Source organism: Rhodococcus sp. PML026 (assembly GCF_000963615.1).
Lineage (GTDB): Bacteria > Actinomycetota > Actinomycetes > Mycobacteriales > Mycobacteriaceae > Rhodococcoides > Rhodococcoides fascians.
On record NZ_KQ031370.1, the window covers coordinates 574,361 to 590,869 of the forward strand.

Annotated in this window: 10 protein-coding genes; 3 read left to right on the forward strand and 7 right to left on the reverse strand. The window is 68.1% G+C overall.

Features of this window, described 5'->3' with window-relative positions; genetic code table 11:
- Positions 1-74: 74 nt before the first annotated feature.
- The 5 genes from VF34_RS07220 to VF34_RS07240 form a co-directional block, all read right to left on the reverse strand.
- Entirely contained in the window at positions 75-1,724 is a 1,650-nt protein-coding gene (locus VF34_RS07220) for an Hsp70 family protein (RefSeq protein WP_032366884.1), read from the reverse strand.
- Complete coding sequence (locus VF34_RS07225) at positions 1,721-2,479, reverse strand: hypothetical protein (protein ID WP_045841155.1); 759 nt, start codon at positions 2,477-2,479, stop codon at positions 1,721-1,723. Before VF34_RS07225 ends, VF34_RS07220 begins: the two co-directional genes overlap by 4 nt.
- A complete protein-coding gene (locus VF34_RS07230; protein ID WP_045841156.1) occupies positions 2,476-2,889 on the reverse strand; it encodes a hypothetical protein in 414 nt (137 codons plus the stop codon). The genes VF34_RS07225 and VF34_RS07230 overlap by 4 nt, the downstream gene beginning before the upstream one ends.
- Positions 2,890-3,010: 121 nt before the next feature.
- On the reverse strand, positions 3,011-5,482 hold the full coding sequence (locus tag VF34_RS07235; RefSeq protein ID WP_052063127.1) for a helix-turn-helix transcriptional regulator: 2,472 nt from the start codon (positions 5,480-5,482) through the stop codon (positions 3,011-3,013).
- 7 nt (positions 5,483-5,489) lie between these two features.
- Positions 5,490-7,235 carry an Hsp70 family protein gene (locus tag VF34_RS07240; protein WP_032375006.1) on the reverse strand — a complete coding sequence of 582 codons (1,746 nt, stop codon included), beginning with the start codon at positions 7,233-7,235 and terminating at the stop codon, positions 5,490-5,492.
- A gap of 256 nt (positions 7,236-7,491) precedes the next feature.
- On the opposite strand from VF34_RS07240, the gene VF34_RS07245 reads away from it, so the two are divergent.
- From VF34_RS07245 to VF34_RS07255, 3 genes are all read left to right on the forward strand, one after another.
- Complete coding sequence (locus VF34_RS07245) at positions 7,492-10,080, forward strand: IniB N-terminal domain-containing protein (RefSeq protein ID WP_032375168.1); 2,589 nt, start codon at positions 7,492-7,494, stop codon at positions 10,078-10,080.
- Positions 10,081-10,232: 152 nt separating this feature from the next.
- Positions 10,233-12,041, forward strand: a complete 1,809-nt coding sequence (locus VF34_RS07250; protein ID WP_032375007.1) for a dynamin family protein — start codon at positions 10,233-10,235, stop codon at positions 12,039-12,041.
- Entirely contained in the window at positions 12,038-13,498 is a 1,461-nt protein-coding gene (locus tag VF34_RS07255) for a dynamin family protein (RefSeq protein ID WP_027495651.1), read from the forward strand. Before VF34_RS07250 ends, VF34_RS07255 begins: the two co-directional genes overlap by 4 nt.
- Here VF34_RS07255 and VF34_RS07260 read toward each other — a convergent pair.
- Both VF34_RS07260 and treS read right to left on the reverse strand, forming a co-directional pair.
- On the reverse strand, positions 13,487-14,050 hold the full coding sequence (locus VF34_RS07260; protein ID WP_032375008.1) for a hypothetical protein: 564 nt from the start codon (positions 14,048-14,050) through the stop codon (positions 13,487-13,489). The two genes, VF34_RS07255 and VF34_RS07260, sit on opposite strands and share 12 nt — an antisense overlap.
- 41 nt (positions 14,051-14,091) lie before the next feature.
- Complete coding sequence (gene treS / locus VF34_RS07265; RefSeq protein ID WP_027495653.1) at positions 14,092-16,272, reverse strand: maltose alpha-D-glucosyltransferase; 2,181 nt, start codon at positions 16,270-16,272, stop codon at positions 14,092-14,094.
- Between the last annotated feature and the right edge of the window lie 237 nt (positions 16,273-16,509).

Below are 16,509 nucleotides of genomic sequence, written 5' to 3' on the forward strand. Positions count from 1 at the left end.
AAATCCCTTCATCGGGTGCTTGGCATCAGCGCCCCACCCTAGGGCATGCGCCACCGAACCATTGTTCGCCCTGGTCAGGGAACTTCAGCGGTCGTTGTGGTGGTCGTCGTGGTCGTTGTCGTGGCGGAAGTCGTCGTTTCCGCCGGCGTCGTGGTTTCCGGAGGGGTGGTCACCGCGACGGGCGGTGTCGTGACCACCGGAGGCGGTGCCGGTGTCGGTTCCGGAGCAGGCGGCGGCGCAGGCAGGGGAGCCGGTTGGGGCGGGGTGTACTCCTCGGCCGTCGGCTCTTGCACCACCTCGGGAGCAGCCGCGGGCACGGTCGTCGTGGTCGGTGCGGTCGAGGGCACCCGCGCGGAGGTGGTGACCGGTGATCCCGCGTCGGTGACGGTGGGCGGTGTCGTGGCGGGTCCGCTGCTGAACACCCCACTCAGGGCTGCGATGACGAGAACGATGACCACGCCCGCACCGGCACCGGCGATGATCGTGGTGACGGTACGCGAGCGCTCGCTGCGTTCCTTCTTGTTCTCGGTCGCCGCACCGGCGAACGCGGTTGCGGCGTACTGCTGGGTCGCCGTGTCGGAACCGTCGGGATCTCCGGCCGGAACGATGGGCTCCGAGCGCAGCTGGGACGGGCCGAACACCGGTGCCACCGCCGGTATCGCCTCGGAGAACGCGAGGGGCGGCGGCGGAGCGACCACCGGGATCGCGTCGGTATCGAGCGAGTCCGTGCCGTCGTTGCGAGTGACCACCGGCGCTGCGCCGGTCACCAACGAGTTGCCGTCGACGTCCTCGATCTCGGCGATGTTCAGTGCGCCGCGAGCCGCAGCGAGCGGCTCGACGAGCAGCGCGCCTGCGGTGCGCTCGCCGATGTCGGCGACCACCGAAGGTAGGGCAGCACTGCCGCCGGTGAGCACGACCGTGCCGGTCGACGGCACGTCGAGCAAGCCCAACGTCGGCGCGATCAGGTCTGCGAACTCGGCGCGGGTGACCGTCGTCGTATCCGAGACGCCGGGCAGCTCCACCGCGATCGTGGCCACGTCCGCGTTGCTCAACGTGTGTTTCGCCTGCTCGCAGGACGCGACGACACCGGTGAGAGAAGCCAGAACTGCGGCGTCGGACAGGTCGAGGTGTTCGCGATCGGTCACCACGTGATCGAACAGGGCATCGGTGAACACGTCACCGCTGACCGCGGTGGTGCGCTCGGTGCCGCCGCCCGGATACGTCGAGATGTCGGTGCCGGTGGCCCCGATGTCGATGACCGTGACGGCAGCCCCCGGGCTCGGCTGAGCGAACGCGCTCGCGGCCTTGGCCTCGGGAACCAGTGCGACGTCGGTGAGACCGGTGTGATCGAGGGCGTCGCGCAGCAGAGCGATGTTCTCGCGTGGCCATCGCGTCGGGTACGTCATCGTCGTGACGGGCGTGGACGCTGATTCGGACGTCTCGGAGAACATGCTCACGAGGCAGTTGGCGGCGTTGGCCATCAGATCCTCGGCGCGATACGCGTCGGCATCGGGTTCGAGATCTTCTTGCTTGCCGACCAGATCGACGAAGCGAGTGAACGGCGCGGTGTCGACGGACTCTCCGAGATGGGCGCGGCCGTCGTCGTCGAACCTCAGTGTCGTCGGCAGTACGACGACGGTGGGTTCGAACGCGGTCGAGTCGCGATACACCGCAACGGACCTGGTGTTGCCGATCGTGATTCCGAGATGCCCGGCACCGCTCATGGAGTGCCGCCCGTCGTGGCTCCGGCCGGAGCTCGGTCCTGGGGCGGAGCGAGACGTCCAGCCTGGGTGTTGTCGTCGGCGTTCTCGTCGGGGGTGGGCTTCGGCGGGTCCTCGGCGGTGTCGTCGTCGGGCAGCTCGGGTCCGACCGGTTCGTCGTCGGTCGGCGGTGTCGTGGTGGGGTCCTCGGTCTCGGTGGCCTCCGGAAGGTCGACGGCGGGTCGCGTGTCGACCTCGGCCGCGTCGCGTTCGGAGCGTCGCTCTCGGGTCGGATCCGTAGCCGTGGTCGTGGTCTCCGGCGTGATGATCGGTGCGGGCGAGACGGCGGGGACGAGTTCGGCTGCCGGTTCGACGACGGCGGTGGGGAAGTCGATCGGCCCACCCGGCCGGACTCCCGACGTCGTCGTCGGGGGCGCCACCTGAGCGTTCTCGATGGTGGGCACCGGAGTCTCGGAGGATGTGCCGAGCTGCAATGCGATCACACCGGCACCGACCGTCAGCGCCGCTGCGAACGCCGCGGCGGCGAACAGTGGGGCGGTGAACAGGGGACGACGGTCGGCGCGGGTCGGTGCGCCGACGACGGCGAGGCGTTCGGTGACGGCGTCGACCGGGTACCGGGCAGCCAGAAGCGCTGCACCACGCGCCGCGGCGACGGCAGTGTCCTTCTTCTCCATGGTTGCTCGCATCGACGAGTTCCAGGCGGCCAGCGCCTCCTCTTCCGATACGAGCGCAACGTGCGCCAACCCGTGCCCGTTCATGGCCGCACGCAGGCCGCCACCTGCTCGGCGGTCCAGCGGGCCGGGTAGGTGGCGGCCGCAGCGAGATCGCCGGGGCGCAGATCGATCGACGACGCCACCTCGGTGAGCAGGCAGAGCAGCGCCATCGACGTCAGCTGTTCGGCGGGGAAGACGGTGCCCCGGCTCCCGGTGACACCGCCACCGAGCGCGTCGAGGAAGTGCGTGTACGCCTCGGAGTCATTGGCGGTGGCGTCACCGAGTGAGACGGTGCCGTCGGGGTGAGTGTTGAGCACGGTCGAGTGCAGGGACGCCAGATGCAGGGAGGGGCCGGGCGCGATGGGGTGCGACACGGCCGCAACGGCCTGGTCGTCGTCCAGATAGAGGCCGACGTCCGGTGCGCCGATACTCGCCCCGCCGGGCTGCTCGGTCATGCGGGCTGCTCGGTCATGGGGATATCTACCTGTCCTGGGCTCGGAGTCGATGGTCGGTCGTTATGTCGCTTCGGATCCTCACACAGTTACACCCGCAGTAGGGGGCATCAGCGTGCCGAGGTCAGGTGGTCGATGTTCCGTAGCCCATCGCCCGCAGCATCGAGATCAGTTCCGAGCGCGACCCGGCTCCGAGCCTGCGGCGAATGCGAGCCACATGATGTTCGACGGTTTTCGGGGAGATGTAGAGCCGGCTGCCCACCTCGCGGTACGTGACGCCGAGAACCAGTAGCTCGGCCACCTCGGCCTCGCGTTCGCTCAGAGATCCCGACGGCTGCGGCGTCGTCCCGTCGGTCTCCCGTTGATGCGAGCTGGGCTGACGCAACGACCGGGCGATGTGCAGTAACGAGGTGGCCGTAGCGGTGTCGGCGACGGTCAGTGCGGCTTCGCTCGCCAATCGGGCACCGTCCCACGGCAGGCCGAACGCGGTGAGGGTGCACGCCGAGAGTTCCACCTCGGCGGCGTCGGGCCTGCCCTGTAGAACACCGAGCCACGCCCGCCCCGCCGCAGCGAGTGCGGAGCTGTACGGGTGCGTCGGAGCGGCGGACGCGAGGGCCTTCGCGTGCGGCACCAGGGCTTCGGGCGTCTGCGCCACGATGGCGGCCTGCACCTGATACCAATGCAGCGCCGAGGCCCAGACCGGCGGATCGCCCAACGCGGCGAGCAGCGTCGTGGCCTGCGACACGAGGTGCTCGACGCGATCGAACTGGCCCACTCGTGTTGCGGCCAGCACCAATTCGCCGAGGGGCAAGAGCGAGAACAGGTCGATCGAGTACGCGGCGACGACGTTCTGCGCCCGGGTCCACGCCATGACGAGAGATCCGGCGTCCCCGGACCTGCGGGCCAAACCCACTCGAATGCCGTGCAGGAACAGGTGATTGCGCACGTGCGAGTCGGGGATCTCGAGCGGGTCGACCAGGTGGCAGGCCTGCGCGGCGTCTCCTCGCAGCATGGCCGCCCAGCCGCCGATGAGAACGAGCCGCGTGTGGGCCTCGGATCCCGGCCGCAGCTCGGGTAGCGAACGAGCGATGACGGAGTCGACGCGGGCGAGATCACCGCAGTGCACAGCATGCAGGGCGGCCACCGCGGCTGCCGAATCCGGAGCGCACCAACGATCGGACGGCGCGGCCGTCAACGTGACCGCGCGCATCAGCGAGTTGGTCGCCGCACTCGACGCCGCAGCGCTGCGTGAGTCGATCGAACCGAGGACCCCGTCGACGAGCAACGCGCCCGACGCCGTGCTCGACGTCGGTGCCAGCGATGCCACGACACTCAGTGCGCGGTCGGCAGCCGGGCGGTCGCCTGCGGCAGCGGCCGACAGGGCAGCCCAGACCGCATCGGTCCCGAGTCGATCCGTCCCGAGCCAGGCGAACAATTGCGCACTGCGCGAGACCATTCCGCGCTGCGCGGCGACCGCCGCCGAGACCCTGACTGCCGTGCGTAGATCGACCTGCGTGTGATCGGTGGCCGCGTCGAGGATCTCGTCGGCGCGACGGCCTGCCTCGTCGAGGTGTCCGGTCGCGGCGGCCACCTCTGCCCGCCGCGCGGCGAGCGCCGACGGGTCGAATCCCGCCGCTGCTGCCGCGTCGTACAGCACGCCCGCTGAGTCGGCGGAAGTCGAATCGCCTTGTCCAGCAAGGAAATTAGCAAGGTCGGCGCGTACGACCCCGTGCGTCGCCAACGCTCGCGCGGCCGAGGCGTCGAGCAGACCGGATTGCGCCGCAACCTCGGTGATGCGGTCGAGCAGTACCCGGCATCGACGCTCCCCGATCATCTCGGTCAGGGGGCCTTCGGCAGACGGAATCAACGCGCCCGTGGCGTCGAGAAGACCGGAGCTGCAGGCGATATCGACGACTGTCTCCGCGTCGGCCGGCCGCGTCACGAGCTGCGCCGCCGTAGCCGGGTCCGGGACGACGCCGAAGCGAGCGGCGAGCAGCACGGCGCGGGTGTCGTCGGTGGTGTCGACGAGGATTCGGCGATGCTGCTCGGCAACGGATTCGGTGACCGCACGTAGCGGAGTCGGATCGGACCGTTCGCCCCCGAGCGCGGCCAGTGCCGCGTCGACGGCGACGAGAAGCCCTCCGGTGGACTTTGCGATCGCGCTCGCCAGTGACGCGGAGATCGGCCGAGCGACTGCGGCTGCCCGCGTTGCGATCGACGTCTTGTCCAGCGGTACCAGCGTCAGGCGAGCGGCACCTGCGGACGCAACGAGCTTCTCGATCCGGGAATCGTATCGGCGCGGGGCCGTGGCGAGAACCAGCGTGATGTCCGAACGGGTTGCCGCAGCGGCGATCTCGTCCACGCGGTGATCCGGCAACAGATGGGCGTCGTCGACCAGAACCGTCGCACCCGACGGCGCGTCGGTGACACTGCCCGCATGCACCGTCGTCGCGGCGGCCGCGACCGCACCGAGCACCGCGGATCGACCGGAGCCGTTCACCCCGACGACAACATGCACACCGGTGCTCGACGACGCGTCACGAACGAATCGATCGGCGCGCTCGACGCCGACGAGAGCGGATGGGCTGTTGGCCACGGTCGGTCTATCGACCGGTCAGGCCGCCGACGACCCCACCGAGTCCGTCACCCAAGCCCTGACCCACACCTCCGACGACACCGCCGAGGCCCTGCCCGACGCCCTGCCCGACGTCGCCCAGGGTCGGGCCCTGGTACGTCGGTAGCGGTTGTGGCGTGAACTGCGGTGCCTGCGGGACCTGCACGGCCGGGGGCTGGTAGTTGGGCACCGTCGGTGCGGCGATCGACGGGATGGTCGGCACGGTGGCGGCCCCGTTCTGGCCGGGGACCGCGGCCGGCGCTCCGGCGACGGGTGCCCCGGCAACAGGAGCCCCGGTGGCCGGATCGATCTGGGTGACACTGCCGTCGGCGTTGACCACCGTGGTGGGTGCACCCGTGGAGCCGACTGCTGCAGAACCGGTCGGCCCGGTCGTGGACCCGACTTCTGCCACAGCGGCCGTGCTGCCGGGAGTCTCGGTGCTCGAGATCTCGGCGTTGGATTCGGCCGGAGTGGTGTTGTCCGAGGTGAGGGCCGTTCCGACCGACAGTCCGCCGCCGGCGAGAAGGGCCAGCACGACGACGGATCCGGCGACCAGGCCGGCCTTCTTCCGTCCGGACATTCCCGATTCCGACGCCACTGCCGTCGGGGTCGGGGCGGGACGCGGGGTAGGACGGGGCATCGGCGCGGCAACGGCGGTCGCGGCGGGAACCGCAGCCAATGCTGCTGCGTCGTCCGCGGCGGTGGCGTCGGCGATGTCGCTGCCGAGGATCGCGGCTCCGATCGCGACGGTCAGTTCGGGGCGCGGCCCGGCCACGACCGGTACTCGCAGTTCGGTCGAGACGAGCTCGGCGACGAGCGGGATGGCCGAGCTGCCGCCGGTCAGCACCACCTGATCGATGTCGGTGACCTCGAGGCCTGCGGCCGCGACCGCGTCACGCACGACGCCGATGGAGGCCAGCAGCGATGCGCGAACGAGGTCTTCGATCTCCGAGCGGACCAGTCGTACTTCGGTGTGCAGCCCCGGCAGGTCGACAGTCAGCGATGTGGAGGTGTCGTAGGACAGCTGTTCCTTGGCCTCGCCGCAGCGGGCGCGCAATTCGACCAAAGCACCGACGGTGTCGGGATCGAAGGGATCGAACTCGAACGACTGACTGCCCGAGACGGTGTCGAGTACGTACTGCATGATCTCGTGGTCGAACTGAGCGCCGCCGAACTCCTGCGAATGAACGCCTGTTCCGACGATGCCTGCGTCGGACCCGGTCCGCATCAGCGTGACGTCGAGAGCCGTCGCGCCGAGGTCGTAGACGACCGCGAGACCGTCGGACTGGGTTCCACGGGTGACTTCGAGCCAGCGCATCGTGGCGACCGACTCGGGAACGAGCGTGACGTCGGTCAGGCCTGCGCGATCGAGCGCGTCGCCGAGCACCTCGACGGTGTAGGCGGTCCAGCGTGTGGGGTGGGTGACCACCACGGAGGGGGAGGAGTCGACACCGGCGGAGACGTCGGCGACGAGGGCACGAGTGGCGGTGGCGTACAGGTCTTCGGCGCGGTGACTGCGGCCGTCGTCGTCGATCAGTTCGACGGGGTCACCGACGCGATCGGCGAATCCACTGATGAGATGGCGCGTCGAGCGGTCCCACAGGTCGGCGAGACTGGGGGCCGCACCGGGACGAAGATCGAGGGCCGAACGCTTGACCACCGAGGTCACCGGGTCGGTATCCAGGGCGGCAACAGCCGTCACAGTTCCGATCCGTATGCCGAGCCCTGCGTTCATCTGCCGCCACCTTCTTGTCGCACTGCCCTGGTTCCCACCGCCGTTACCCGCACTGTCGGCTCGGTGCCCCGATTCGTTACGTCTCACAGCAGGTTAGAGCGTGCAACGAGGTAAATCCCCTAAAGCGCTCAGATCCCCTAATGCAAGTCCCCTGGCGACCCCCGGGGGAGTAGGGGGATCGTCCCCGTTGGGCGGGGGCTCTGCGGACCATAGCTTTGTGATCAACCACGAAGCATCACTCGTCAAGGAGACTCACATGGCTACCAACGCCGTACTCGATTTCATTCTCGGCCTGCTGCGCGACGACAACGCCGCTGCTGCCTACTGCGCCAACCCCGAGACGACGTTGGCCGCTGCCGGCCTCGGCGGCGTCACCCACGCGGACATCGTCGCGGTGGCCCCTTTGGTCGCCGAGTCGGGACTGTTCGCCGGTGCGGGCAGCCAGCTCTCGGCGATCCTGGGTGCAGGCGGATCCGCAGGCCTCGACGGCGCACTCGCCGGAGGCGCGAGCCTCGGCGGCGGACTGTCGGCCGGACTCGGCATTGCCGCAGGAGCGGTAGCGGGCGGCGGGCTCGCCGCAGGTGGCGCGCTGACCGGTGGAATCGACGTGGCGGGCGAGATCGAAGCGTCGCTCCAGGCAGCTCTCGCTGCAGCTCTGGCCGTCGGTGGCCAGATCGGCCTCGAACTCGGCACCGCATTCGGTGGAGCTCTCGACGCGCTCATCGGTGCCGGTGCGGGCATCGGGGGCGGTCTCGGTGGCGGAATCGATCTGGACCTCGACGGCCTTCTCGGCGGCACGGTCGGACTCGGCGCTGCGCTCACCGGACTCATCGGAGCAGGCGCAGGCATCGGCGGCGAGATCAGCGCCGACCTGGCAGCGCAGCTGCAGGCAGCCCTCGACGCCGCGATCGGTGCCACCGGCGCAGTCGACCTTGCCGCGCTGGCCGACATCCAGGGCGGACTGTCCGGCGCGGTCGGTGCCCTCTTCGCAGTCGGCGGAACCGTCGGAGCCGAACTGGGCGCTGCCGTCGGTGGCGTCTTCGAATCCGTGCTCGACGCCGGAGCCGGCCTGGACATCGTCGGCGGCCTCGGGACTGCGCTGACCGCGGGCATCGGCGGCGCTCTCGCCGGGCTCGGAACGGTCGGCGCGGACCTCACCGCAGACATCGCAGCAGCCCTCAGCGGATCCGCCGAAGCCGGAGCCGCGCTCGTCGGCGACATCGCCGGTGGCATCGGTGGCAGCCTCGGCGGACTCTTCGCCGTCGACGGCGCCATCGCAGGATCCATCGGAACCGCACTCGGTGCAGTACTCGACGCGGGTGCCCTCGCTGACATCGACGTCGACGCACTCCTCGCCGCCGGCGGCAACATCGGCACGGTCGTCAGCGGCGCCCTGGGCGGCGTCCTCGATCTCGACGCCGGAGTCGTCGGAAACCTGGCCACGGCCATCGACACCGCGATCGAGGGAACCCTCGGTGCCGGGCTGGGCATCGGTGGCAGCATCACCGGCGAACTGGCGGGTGAGCTGACGGGTGAGCTGACCGGCGGAATCACCGGCGCGCTGACCGGCGGAGTCACGGGCAGCCTCGAAGGAATTCTCGGAACCGCGTTCGGCGTGGGCGGCGCTGCAGGCGCACAGCTCGGCACGGCCGTCGAAGCGATCGTCGACGCCGGAGCCACACTCGACCTCGGAGCAGCACTCGGCGCGAGTGCAGATCTCAGTGCTCAGCTGGCCGGTGCGGTCGACACGGCCGTGTCCGCAGGTGCCGATCTCACCGGCACCGTGGAAGGCACCCTCTCCGGACTCGGTGGCCTCGGCGGCGGCCTGACCGGCGGCCTCGCCGGACTCGGCAACGTCGGCGGAGACCTCACCGGCGGCCTGGCCGGACTCGGTGGCCTCGGCGGCGGCCTGACGGGCGGCCTCGCTGGAGTCGGCAGCGTCGGCGCAGGCATCACCGGCGGCCTCGCGGCCGTCGGTAGCGCAGGAGCAGATGTGACCGGCGGCCTGGCGGCGGTCGGCAACGTCGGCGGCGACGTGGCCGGTGGACTGAATGGGCTCGTCGACGCGGGCACGAGCCTGACCGGCGGACTGGCCGGACTCGGCAGCCTCGGCGGCGGAATCGCAGGCGGTGTTGCAGGCGGAGTCGAGGGCGGTGTCTCGACCGGGATCGACGCAGCCGCGCAGGCCGGTGCGGGTCTGGAAGGCACCCTGACCGGTGCCGTCGACGGCGGAATCGACGCGGCAGCGCAGGCCGGTGCAGGACTGGAAGGCACTCTCACCGGTGCCGTCGACGGCGGAATCGACGCCGGTACCCAGGTCGGTGCAGGACTCGAATCGGCAGGTGACCTCGCCGGTTCCGCCGCGGGTAACCTGGCCGGAAACGTCACCGGAGGACTCGAGGGCACCGTGGGCGGCGTCGTCGACGCGGGAACCTCGGTGGGCGGCGAGATCGCGTCGAACATCGGCGGCGGACTGGATGCCGGCGGCTCGATCGGCGGCGGACTGGCCTCCACGGTGAGCGGGGGTTTGGATGCTGGTGCGGACGCTGCGGGTTCCGTGGCCGGCGGGTTTGACTCCGCCGCGCAGCTCGGTGGCCAGGTCACCGGTGCAGTGCAGTCCGGAGCCGAGGGATCTTTCGAGTCTGCGAGCTCCTTCGATTCCAGCGCGAACGCATCGGGCACGGGCTGGTCGAGCGTCGACTCCGACGTCTTCGGACAGAGCGAGAGCAGCACGGACCTGTTCGGCGAGACCGGCGGCAACCTGCACGGATCGGTCGATTCGGCAGCAGATTCACTGGGCCACTCGCTGACCGTCGACCACGACATCGACCCGCTGAACCCCTGATCGCGTTGCCTGTGATCAGGTGACGAAGTGACGAGTCGGCCCCGAGTGTTCAACGACACTCGGGGCCGAGTCGTCGCTAGAGTTTGGGAATGCGGCCTGCGGAACGGGTTGGGTTCGCGGGAGTCGACGAGATGGGTTGTGGAGACACAGGTATGGACGGGCAATCTACGGAACTGGCCGAGCTGCTCGATCGCACCGCGGAGGTAGCGACATCGGCGGGACGATCCGATCTGGTCGATCGAGTCGAGGCAGCGAAGTCGCGTGTGCTCGACCCTCGCCGTCGCATCATCGTGGTCGGACCCCTCAAACAGGGCAAGAGCCAGTTCGTGAATTCGCTGCTGAATCTGACGGTGTGCTCGGTGGGCGACGACGAGACCACCGCGATTCCGACGGTGGTGTCCAACGCGGACAGCTTCTCCGCGCAGCTCGTGCTCGCGAATCCCGGTGACGAACCGATTCGGGTCGACGTACCGCTCGAAGAGATCACCACGGTCACTCCGGCGAGTCCCCGGGCTCAGGGCCGGGAGGTGCTGCGGCTGGACATCGCGGTACCGAGCCCACTGCTCGCCGACGGCCTGGTGCTGGTCGACACGCCGGGAGTCGGTGGCCACGGAAACCCCCATGCGGCAGGGACATTGGGTCTGATTCCGTCGGCCGATGCCGTGCTCGTCGTGTCCGATGCCTCTCGTGAATTCACCGAGCCGGAATTGGCGTTCCTGCGGCAGGTGCAGGGTCTGTGCCCGGCTGTGGCGGTGCTGATCACCAAGATCGATCTGTATCCCCACTGGCGACAGATCGTCGAGGCCAACCGTGGACATCTGGACCGTGCAGGCATCACCGTGCAGATGCTGCCGGTGTCGTCGTTGTTGCGTTCGCACGCAGTGCGTTTGAACGACGAGGAACTCAATGCCGAATCCGGCTTCCAGCAGCTGTACGCGTTTCTGCGCGACGACGTGGTGGCACGAGCCGACGTGCTGGCTCGCGCATCGGTATCCCTCGATGTCCGCTCGGTGACCGAGCACCTGACACTGTCGTTCGGCAGTGAGCTTGCGGCGCTGAAGGATCCGGAGCGCGCGGCCGCCGCAGTCGCCGGACTCCAGCGCGCCAAGTCCGCCGCCGAGGAACTGCACAAGAGGTCCTCGCAGTGGCAACAGACGCTCGGTGACGGAATCGCAGATCTCGCGTCGGACATCGATCACGACCTGCGCGACCGACTGCGACGCGTCACCCGGGAGGCCGAGGAAACCGTCGACGAGGGGGATCCGGGGAAGGACTGGCCGCAACTGGGCGAATGGCTCGAAGAGCAGATTGCCGCGTCGGTGGGCGACAATTTCGTGTGGGCGCACGAGCGGGCGCTGTGGTTGTCGGAGTTGGTGGCCGAGCACTTCGCGTCGTCCGGCGCGGCGGCCCTGCCCGATCTCGATCTCGGCGATCTCGACAATGTGCTCGAGCCCGTGACGTCCCTGGCCGATCTGGAGTCGGGTCGGGTGGGTATCACGCAGAAAGTGCTCGTCGGAATGCGTGGATCCTACGGCGGCGTACTGATGTTCGGTCTGATCACCACGTTCGTCGGGCTGAGTCTGCTCAATCCGATCTCGATCGGAGCAGGCGTACTGCTCGGCACCAAGGCGTACAAGGAAGACAAGGAGAATCGCGTCAAGGCGCGTCGTTCCGAGGCCAAGATGGCGATTCGCCGCTTCACCGACGACGTCAGCTTCCAGGTGGGCAAGGAGTCGAAGGATCGGCTGCGTCAGATGCAGCGGGTGCTGCGAGATCACTTCACCTCGATCGCCGAGCAGACATTGCGTTCGCTCAACGAGTCGTTGCGCTCGGCGCAGGAAGCCGCTGCCGCCGACAACACCGATCGCACCGCCCGGATCGCGAGGCTGGAGAACGACATGCGACTTGTCTCGGAATTGAATGCTCGCGCAACGCGTCTGGTGAAGGACGTCGCGGTATGAGCGTGACGGCACTGGCCCGAGCGCGCGATCTGATCTCGGCAGCGCGGTCGACGTACGCCGGCGACGCGGAGGCGTCCTGGATGCTCGACGAATGTCTCTACCGGTTGGACGAGCCGCTCCGGGTCGCGCTCGCCGGATCGCTCAAGGCCGGCAAATCCACTCTGCTCAATTCGCTTGTCGGGCAGGATATTGCGCCGACCGACGCCACCGAATGCACCAAGGTCGTCACGTGGTATCGCAACGGCGTCTCACCCAGTGTGACGGCCTGGTACGACGGCGATCGCGCGGCGAACGTTCCGGTGCAACGACGCGACGGGCGGCTGACGTTCGATCTCGGTGCGTTGACGGCGGCGCAGGTCGACCGGCTCGACGTCGAATGGCCGGCGAGTACTTTGGCACAAACGACGATCATCGACACACCCGGCACCTCGTCGCTCTCTCGCGATGTCTCGGCGCGCACGTTGGCGATGCTGACCCCCGAGAATTCGTCGTCGGGGGCCGACGCGGTGGTCTACCTGCTGCGCACCCTCAATGCCACGGACGTCTCGTTTCTCGGGCAGATCGGGGCACACGTCGGCGGTGATTCCGGGCCGCTCGGCGTCATCGGGGTGGTCTCCCGGGCCGACGAGGTCGGCTCGGGCCGTATGGACGCGATGATGTCGGCCAAAGAGGTTGCGGCGCGGTTCGCGTCCGAGCTCGAAGCCACCGGGCTGTGCCAGGCTGTCGTCCCGGTGGCAGGGCTGTTGGCGTTGGGAGCAGAGACGTTGCGGCAGAGCGAGTTCGCCGCATTCCAGATGCTCGCGACGGTACCGACCGAGGATCTGCAATTGGCGATGCTCTCGGCCGATCGGTTCGTGCGGGCGGAGAGTACTCTGCCCGTCGATGCCGCCCTGCGCGCCAGCATCGTCGACCGCTTCGGCTTGTTCGGGATTCGGATGGCCGTGACGCTGATTCGGCTCGGTGTGCGTGATTCGCCGACGCTGGCGGCCGACCTGGTCGAGCGCAGTGGACTGTCCGAACTTCGATCGGTGATCGACGTGCAATTCGGCCAGCGTGCGGATCAGCTGAAGCTGCACTCGGCTCTGGTTGCGCTGCAACGAATTCTGGAGTTCCGGCCGGAGTCGCATGCGCTGCGTACCGAAGCCGGCCGGATGCTCGCCGACGTGCACGGGTTTGCCGAACTACGATTGCTCGGCCGATTGCGTTCGGTCACACCGACATTGCCCGACGGCGGACTGCTCGATCTGCAGCGCATCATCGGCGGCTTCGGTATCGCCGCCACCGAGCGTCTCGATCTGCCGCCCGATGCGGGGCACACTCAGCAGCGCGACACGGCACTGGCTGCGGTGCGTAAGTGGCGATCCCTCTCGGAGCATCCGCTTCTGGACCGGTTCACGTCGAATTCGTGTGCCCTCGCCGCACGTAGTGCCGAAGGGATTCTCGCCTCACTGACGTGAGGGGCGTCGAGGTAGCAGCGCGACGACCGTGGCGGCTGCGGCAGCGCCTGCCACGACGAACGGACCCCATTGCAGCACGCCGCCGAGCAGGGCCGAGGCGTCGGAGACGAAGGTCGAGAACGTGACGGCCGCCCCGATGGTCAGAATTCCTACCGCGCCCATCAAGATTTTGGACGACGTGGCTGCGCCGCGGAGCAGGTTCAACGAGACGAACCCGAGCAGTACCAGCACGGCGGCGGCAGCACCGCTCGAGATGAGGGTGGCCGACGCCGTGTTCCGGACGTCTGCGGCGCTTGCGGTCGAATCCTGCTGAGCCACGGCGGTTTCGACGCCCGACAGAACGACGTTCCAGTTCAGCGCGATGACGGCGGCCAGCGCCAGGATCAATGCGGCGGTCGCCGCCCACAGTCCGGTCGCGATCTTCGGCAGACGGGAGTCTGCGGTGGATTCCTGTCGTGGCCGAAGAGGTTCGACGGACAGCTCCGGCCGCGGTGGTTGCGGTCGGGCAGGCCGAGGCCTGTGCGCTGTCGGATCGTTCGGTTCTTCGGCCACGGTGCAGGAGTCTATCCGTCAGCGGTGCTGCGTCGTCTCTCTCATCGCAGCACCACCGCGACGCCCTCGTACGGACCGAGGTTCATCGGGAAACTGTGCAGTTCGTCGACCGTCGCGATCTCGTTGTCGTCGAACACATCGATGGCGCAGGTGCCGGGCACCAGGTGCTTGGACTGAATGGTTGCGCTGATCTCGTCGGACGAGAAGTTCAGCACCGTGGCCTGGATGGTGCCCTGGCCGAGTTCGTGCACCATCACCAGCAGGCTCTTGTGCGAGACCGTCGGAATGTCGATCTGCTGCGCCGTGGCAATTCCGTACTTGTTGCGCAGCTCGATGATTCGAGCCAGCTGCCGAGCGAACGACTGGGGGTCGGCCAACTGCTCCGGTAGCGAACCGTACAGGCTGCGTCCACGGGGAATGCCCGACTCCGAGCGCACGGCGTCGGGGAAATACCCCATCAGGTCGTGTGCGCCGCGGTTGAGCCAGCGAGTGTCGCCCTCTTTGATGAGATCCTCGACCTCGTCGGCGGCGATCGGAAGGATGCCCAGCAAGTCCCAGCCGGACAGTGCGAACACGCCGGGCTGGAGTGCGTTGTACATGGCGAGCAGCAGGTGCGCACGTTTGACGGTCTCGATGTCCTGCTCGTCCATCCGATCGAGATCGCGGATGCCGAGCGACGCGGTGATCACACTGGCTGTGGTGCAGGCGATTCCGTTGGTGGTGAACGTTCGGTTGTACGGTGCCCAGCGGCCGGTGAGGCGATCGGTGAGTTCACCGCGGATGCGATCGCCCAGGTCGCAGCCCTTGACCGACTCGCCGCCGTAGGCGAACTCGTCTTCTGCGTGCAGTGTCGCGAAGTGGATGAGCTCGAACGTCATCTCGTCGTGGTTCTGCAGCGCGTGCACCAGCGACGCGGTGTCCACACCGTGATCGCGAGCCAAAGTCATGGTGAGCCTGAGGAATTCGGTGTTCCCCATGACCAACGCATGCTGGTAGGCCGGGCGGTTGATGAAGTCGTACGACAGGTCGGCACCGTTGGTACCCATGGCCTTGATGTCGTCGATCGTCAGGTTCAACTCCTGGAAGGTGAACCCACCCATCTTGCGCACCACACTGGCGATCAGGTGATTCGCGGCCTCCGAGAGTGGGTGTCCCTCGGACCAGCCCGGACCCTCTGCACGCCGTTCGACGCCGAGGAAACCGTTGGCGTCCAAGCGCAACGCGCCGGCACCGAGATCGGCGATCGAATGGCAGGCGTCGCCGATGACGAGACGCATTCCCGCGAACGATGGGTCGAGCCAGTTGATGGACGGCTGACCGGCCTTGAAGTAGTGCAGGTACACCCAACGCCGCTCGACGCCGTCGATACCGACGACGGGAGGTGTTGCGCTCCAGTTGGTTTCCTTGACACCGAGCTCGTAGAAGATCACTCGCTGCAACTGGCCGATGATGTAGCCGGCACGAGCGAGATTGGCCTCGGCCTCGGCGTCGATGTTCTGCGAGTCGGCACCGGCGCGCACACGCGGCAGCAGGTGCCAGTCCTGCGGCTCGATCTCGACCATGTGGTAAATGCCGGGGTAATCGGCGACGGCCATCTCGGCCAGCCGGAAATCCGCCCCCTTACCGGTGTGGCCGGGAACGATGTCGTCGATGACGATGCCGTCGTACGCGGAAGCCACGACGCACAGGCGTCGGAACTCTTCTTCCGATCCGAAGGCGGGGTCGATCTGCATACCGATGCGGTCGAAGTGGCCGTCGACGGACGGGGTGGGACGCCACCCGTGGATGCCGCCCGCCACCTTCACCGGTCCGGTGTGCACGGCGGTGACGCCGATCTCGGAGAACGCCTGCCACAACTTCTCGTCACCGAGGGTGCTCAGGAAGCTGGTCTGCGGAGCGTTGATCACCGAGATGGGGTAGGCGGTGAACCAGACGGGGGCTCGCTCGACGGCAGCACGCGGGTCGGGATCGGCATACGGGTTCTGCCACATGCTGCCCTTGCCCGACAGCTGTTCGGCAATGAGCTTGGCATCTCGCAGCATCGACTGTTCGGTCAGCCAGTCCACGTACTCGGGATTGGACGCGACCGGCTCGCTGTCGGGTGTGGGACCACTACTTCGGTTCGCACGACGCACGGACGGACGAAGCGGTTTCGGCCGAGCCGGGTAGAACTTTTCGTCGTAGGTGATCTCGCTCGGTTCGTGCTGCACTTCGGGATCCATGTGCCTCCGTAGCCTCGCTTTTCCTCAACCCTACGTAGGGCGCGGCCGATCCGCAGGGTTGTGGTTCCCCTCTTCTTCGACCAGCGAAACCTAGCGTGTGGGCGCGCCGGGCCCGTCCCGTCGATCGGTGAGCGTCGGCCGAATCACACGAATGTCATTCGGCCCGACCGGTTTTGTTCGATATGCGAACGTCATCGAATCGAGACCGCCTGGTGTGGAATGTCTGAATCGGATAGG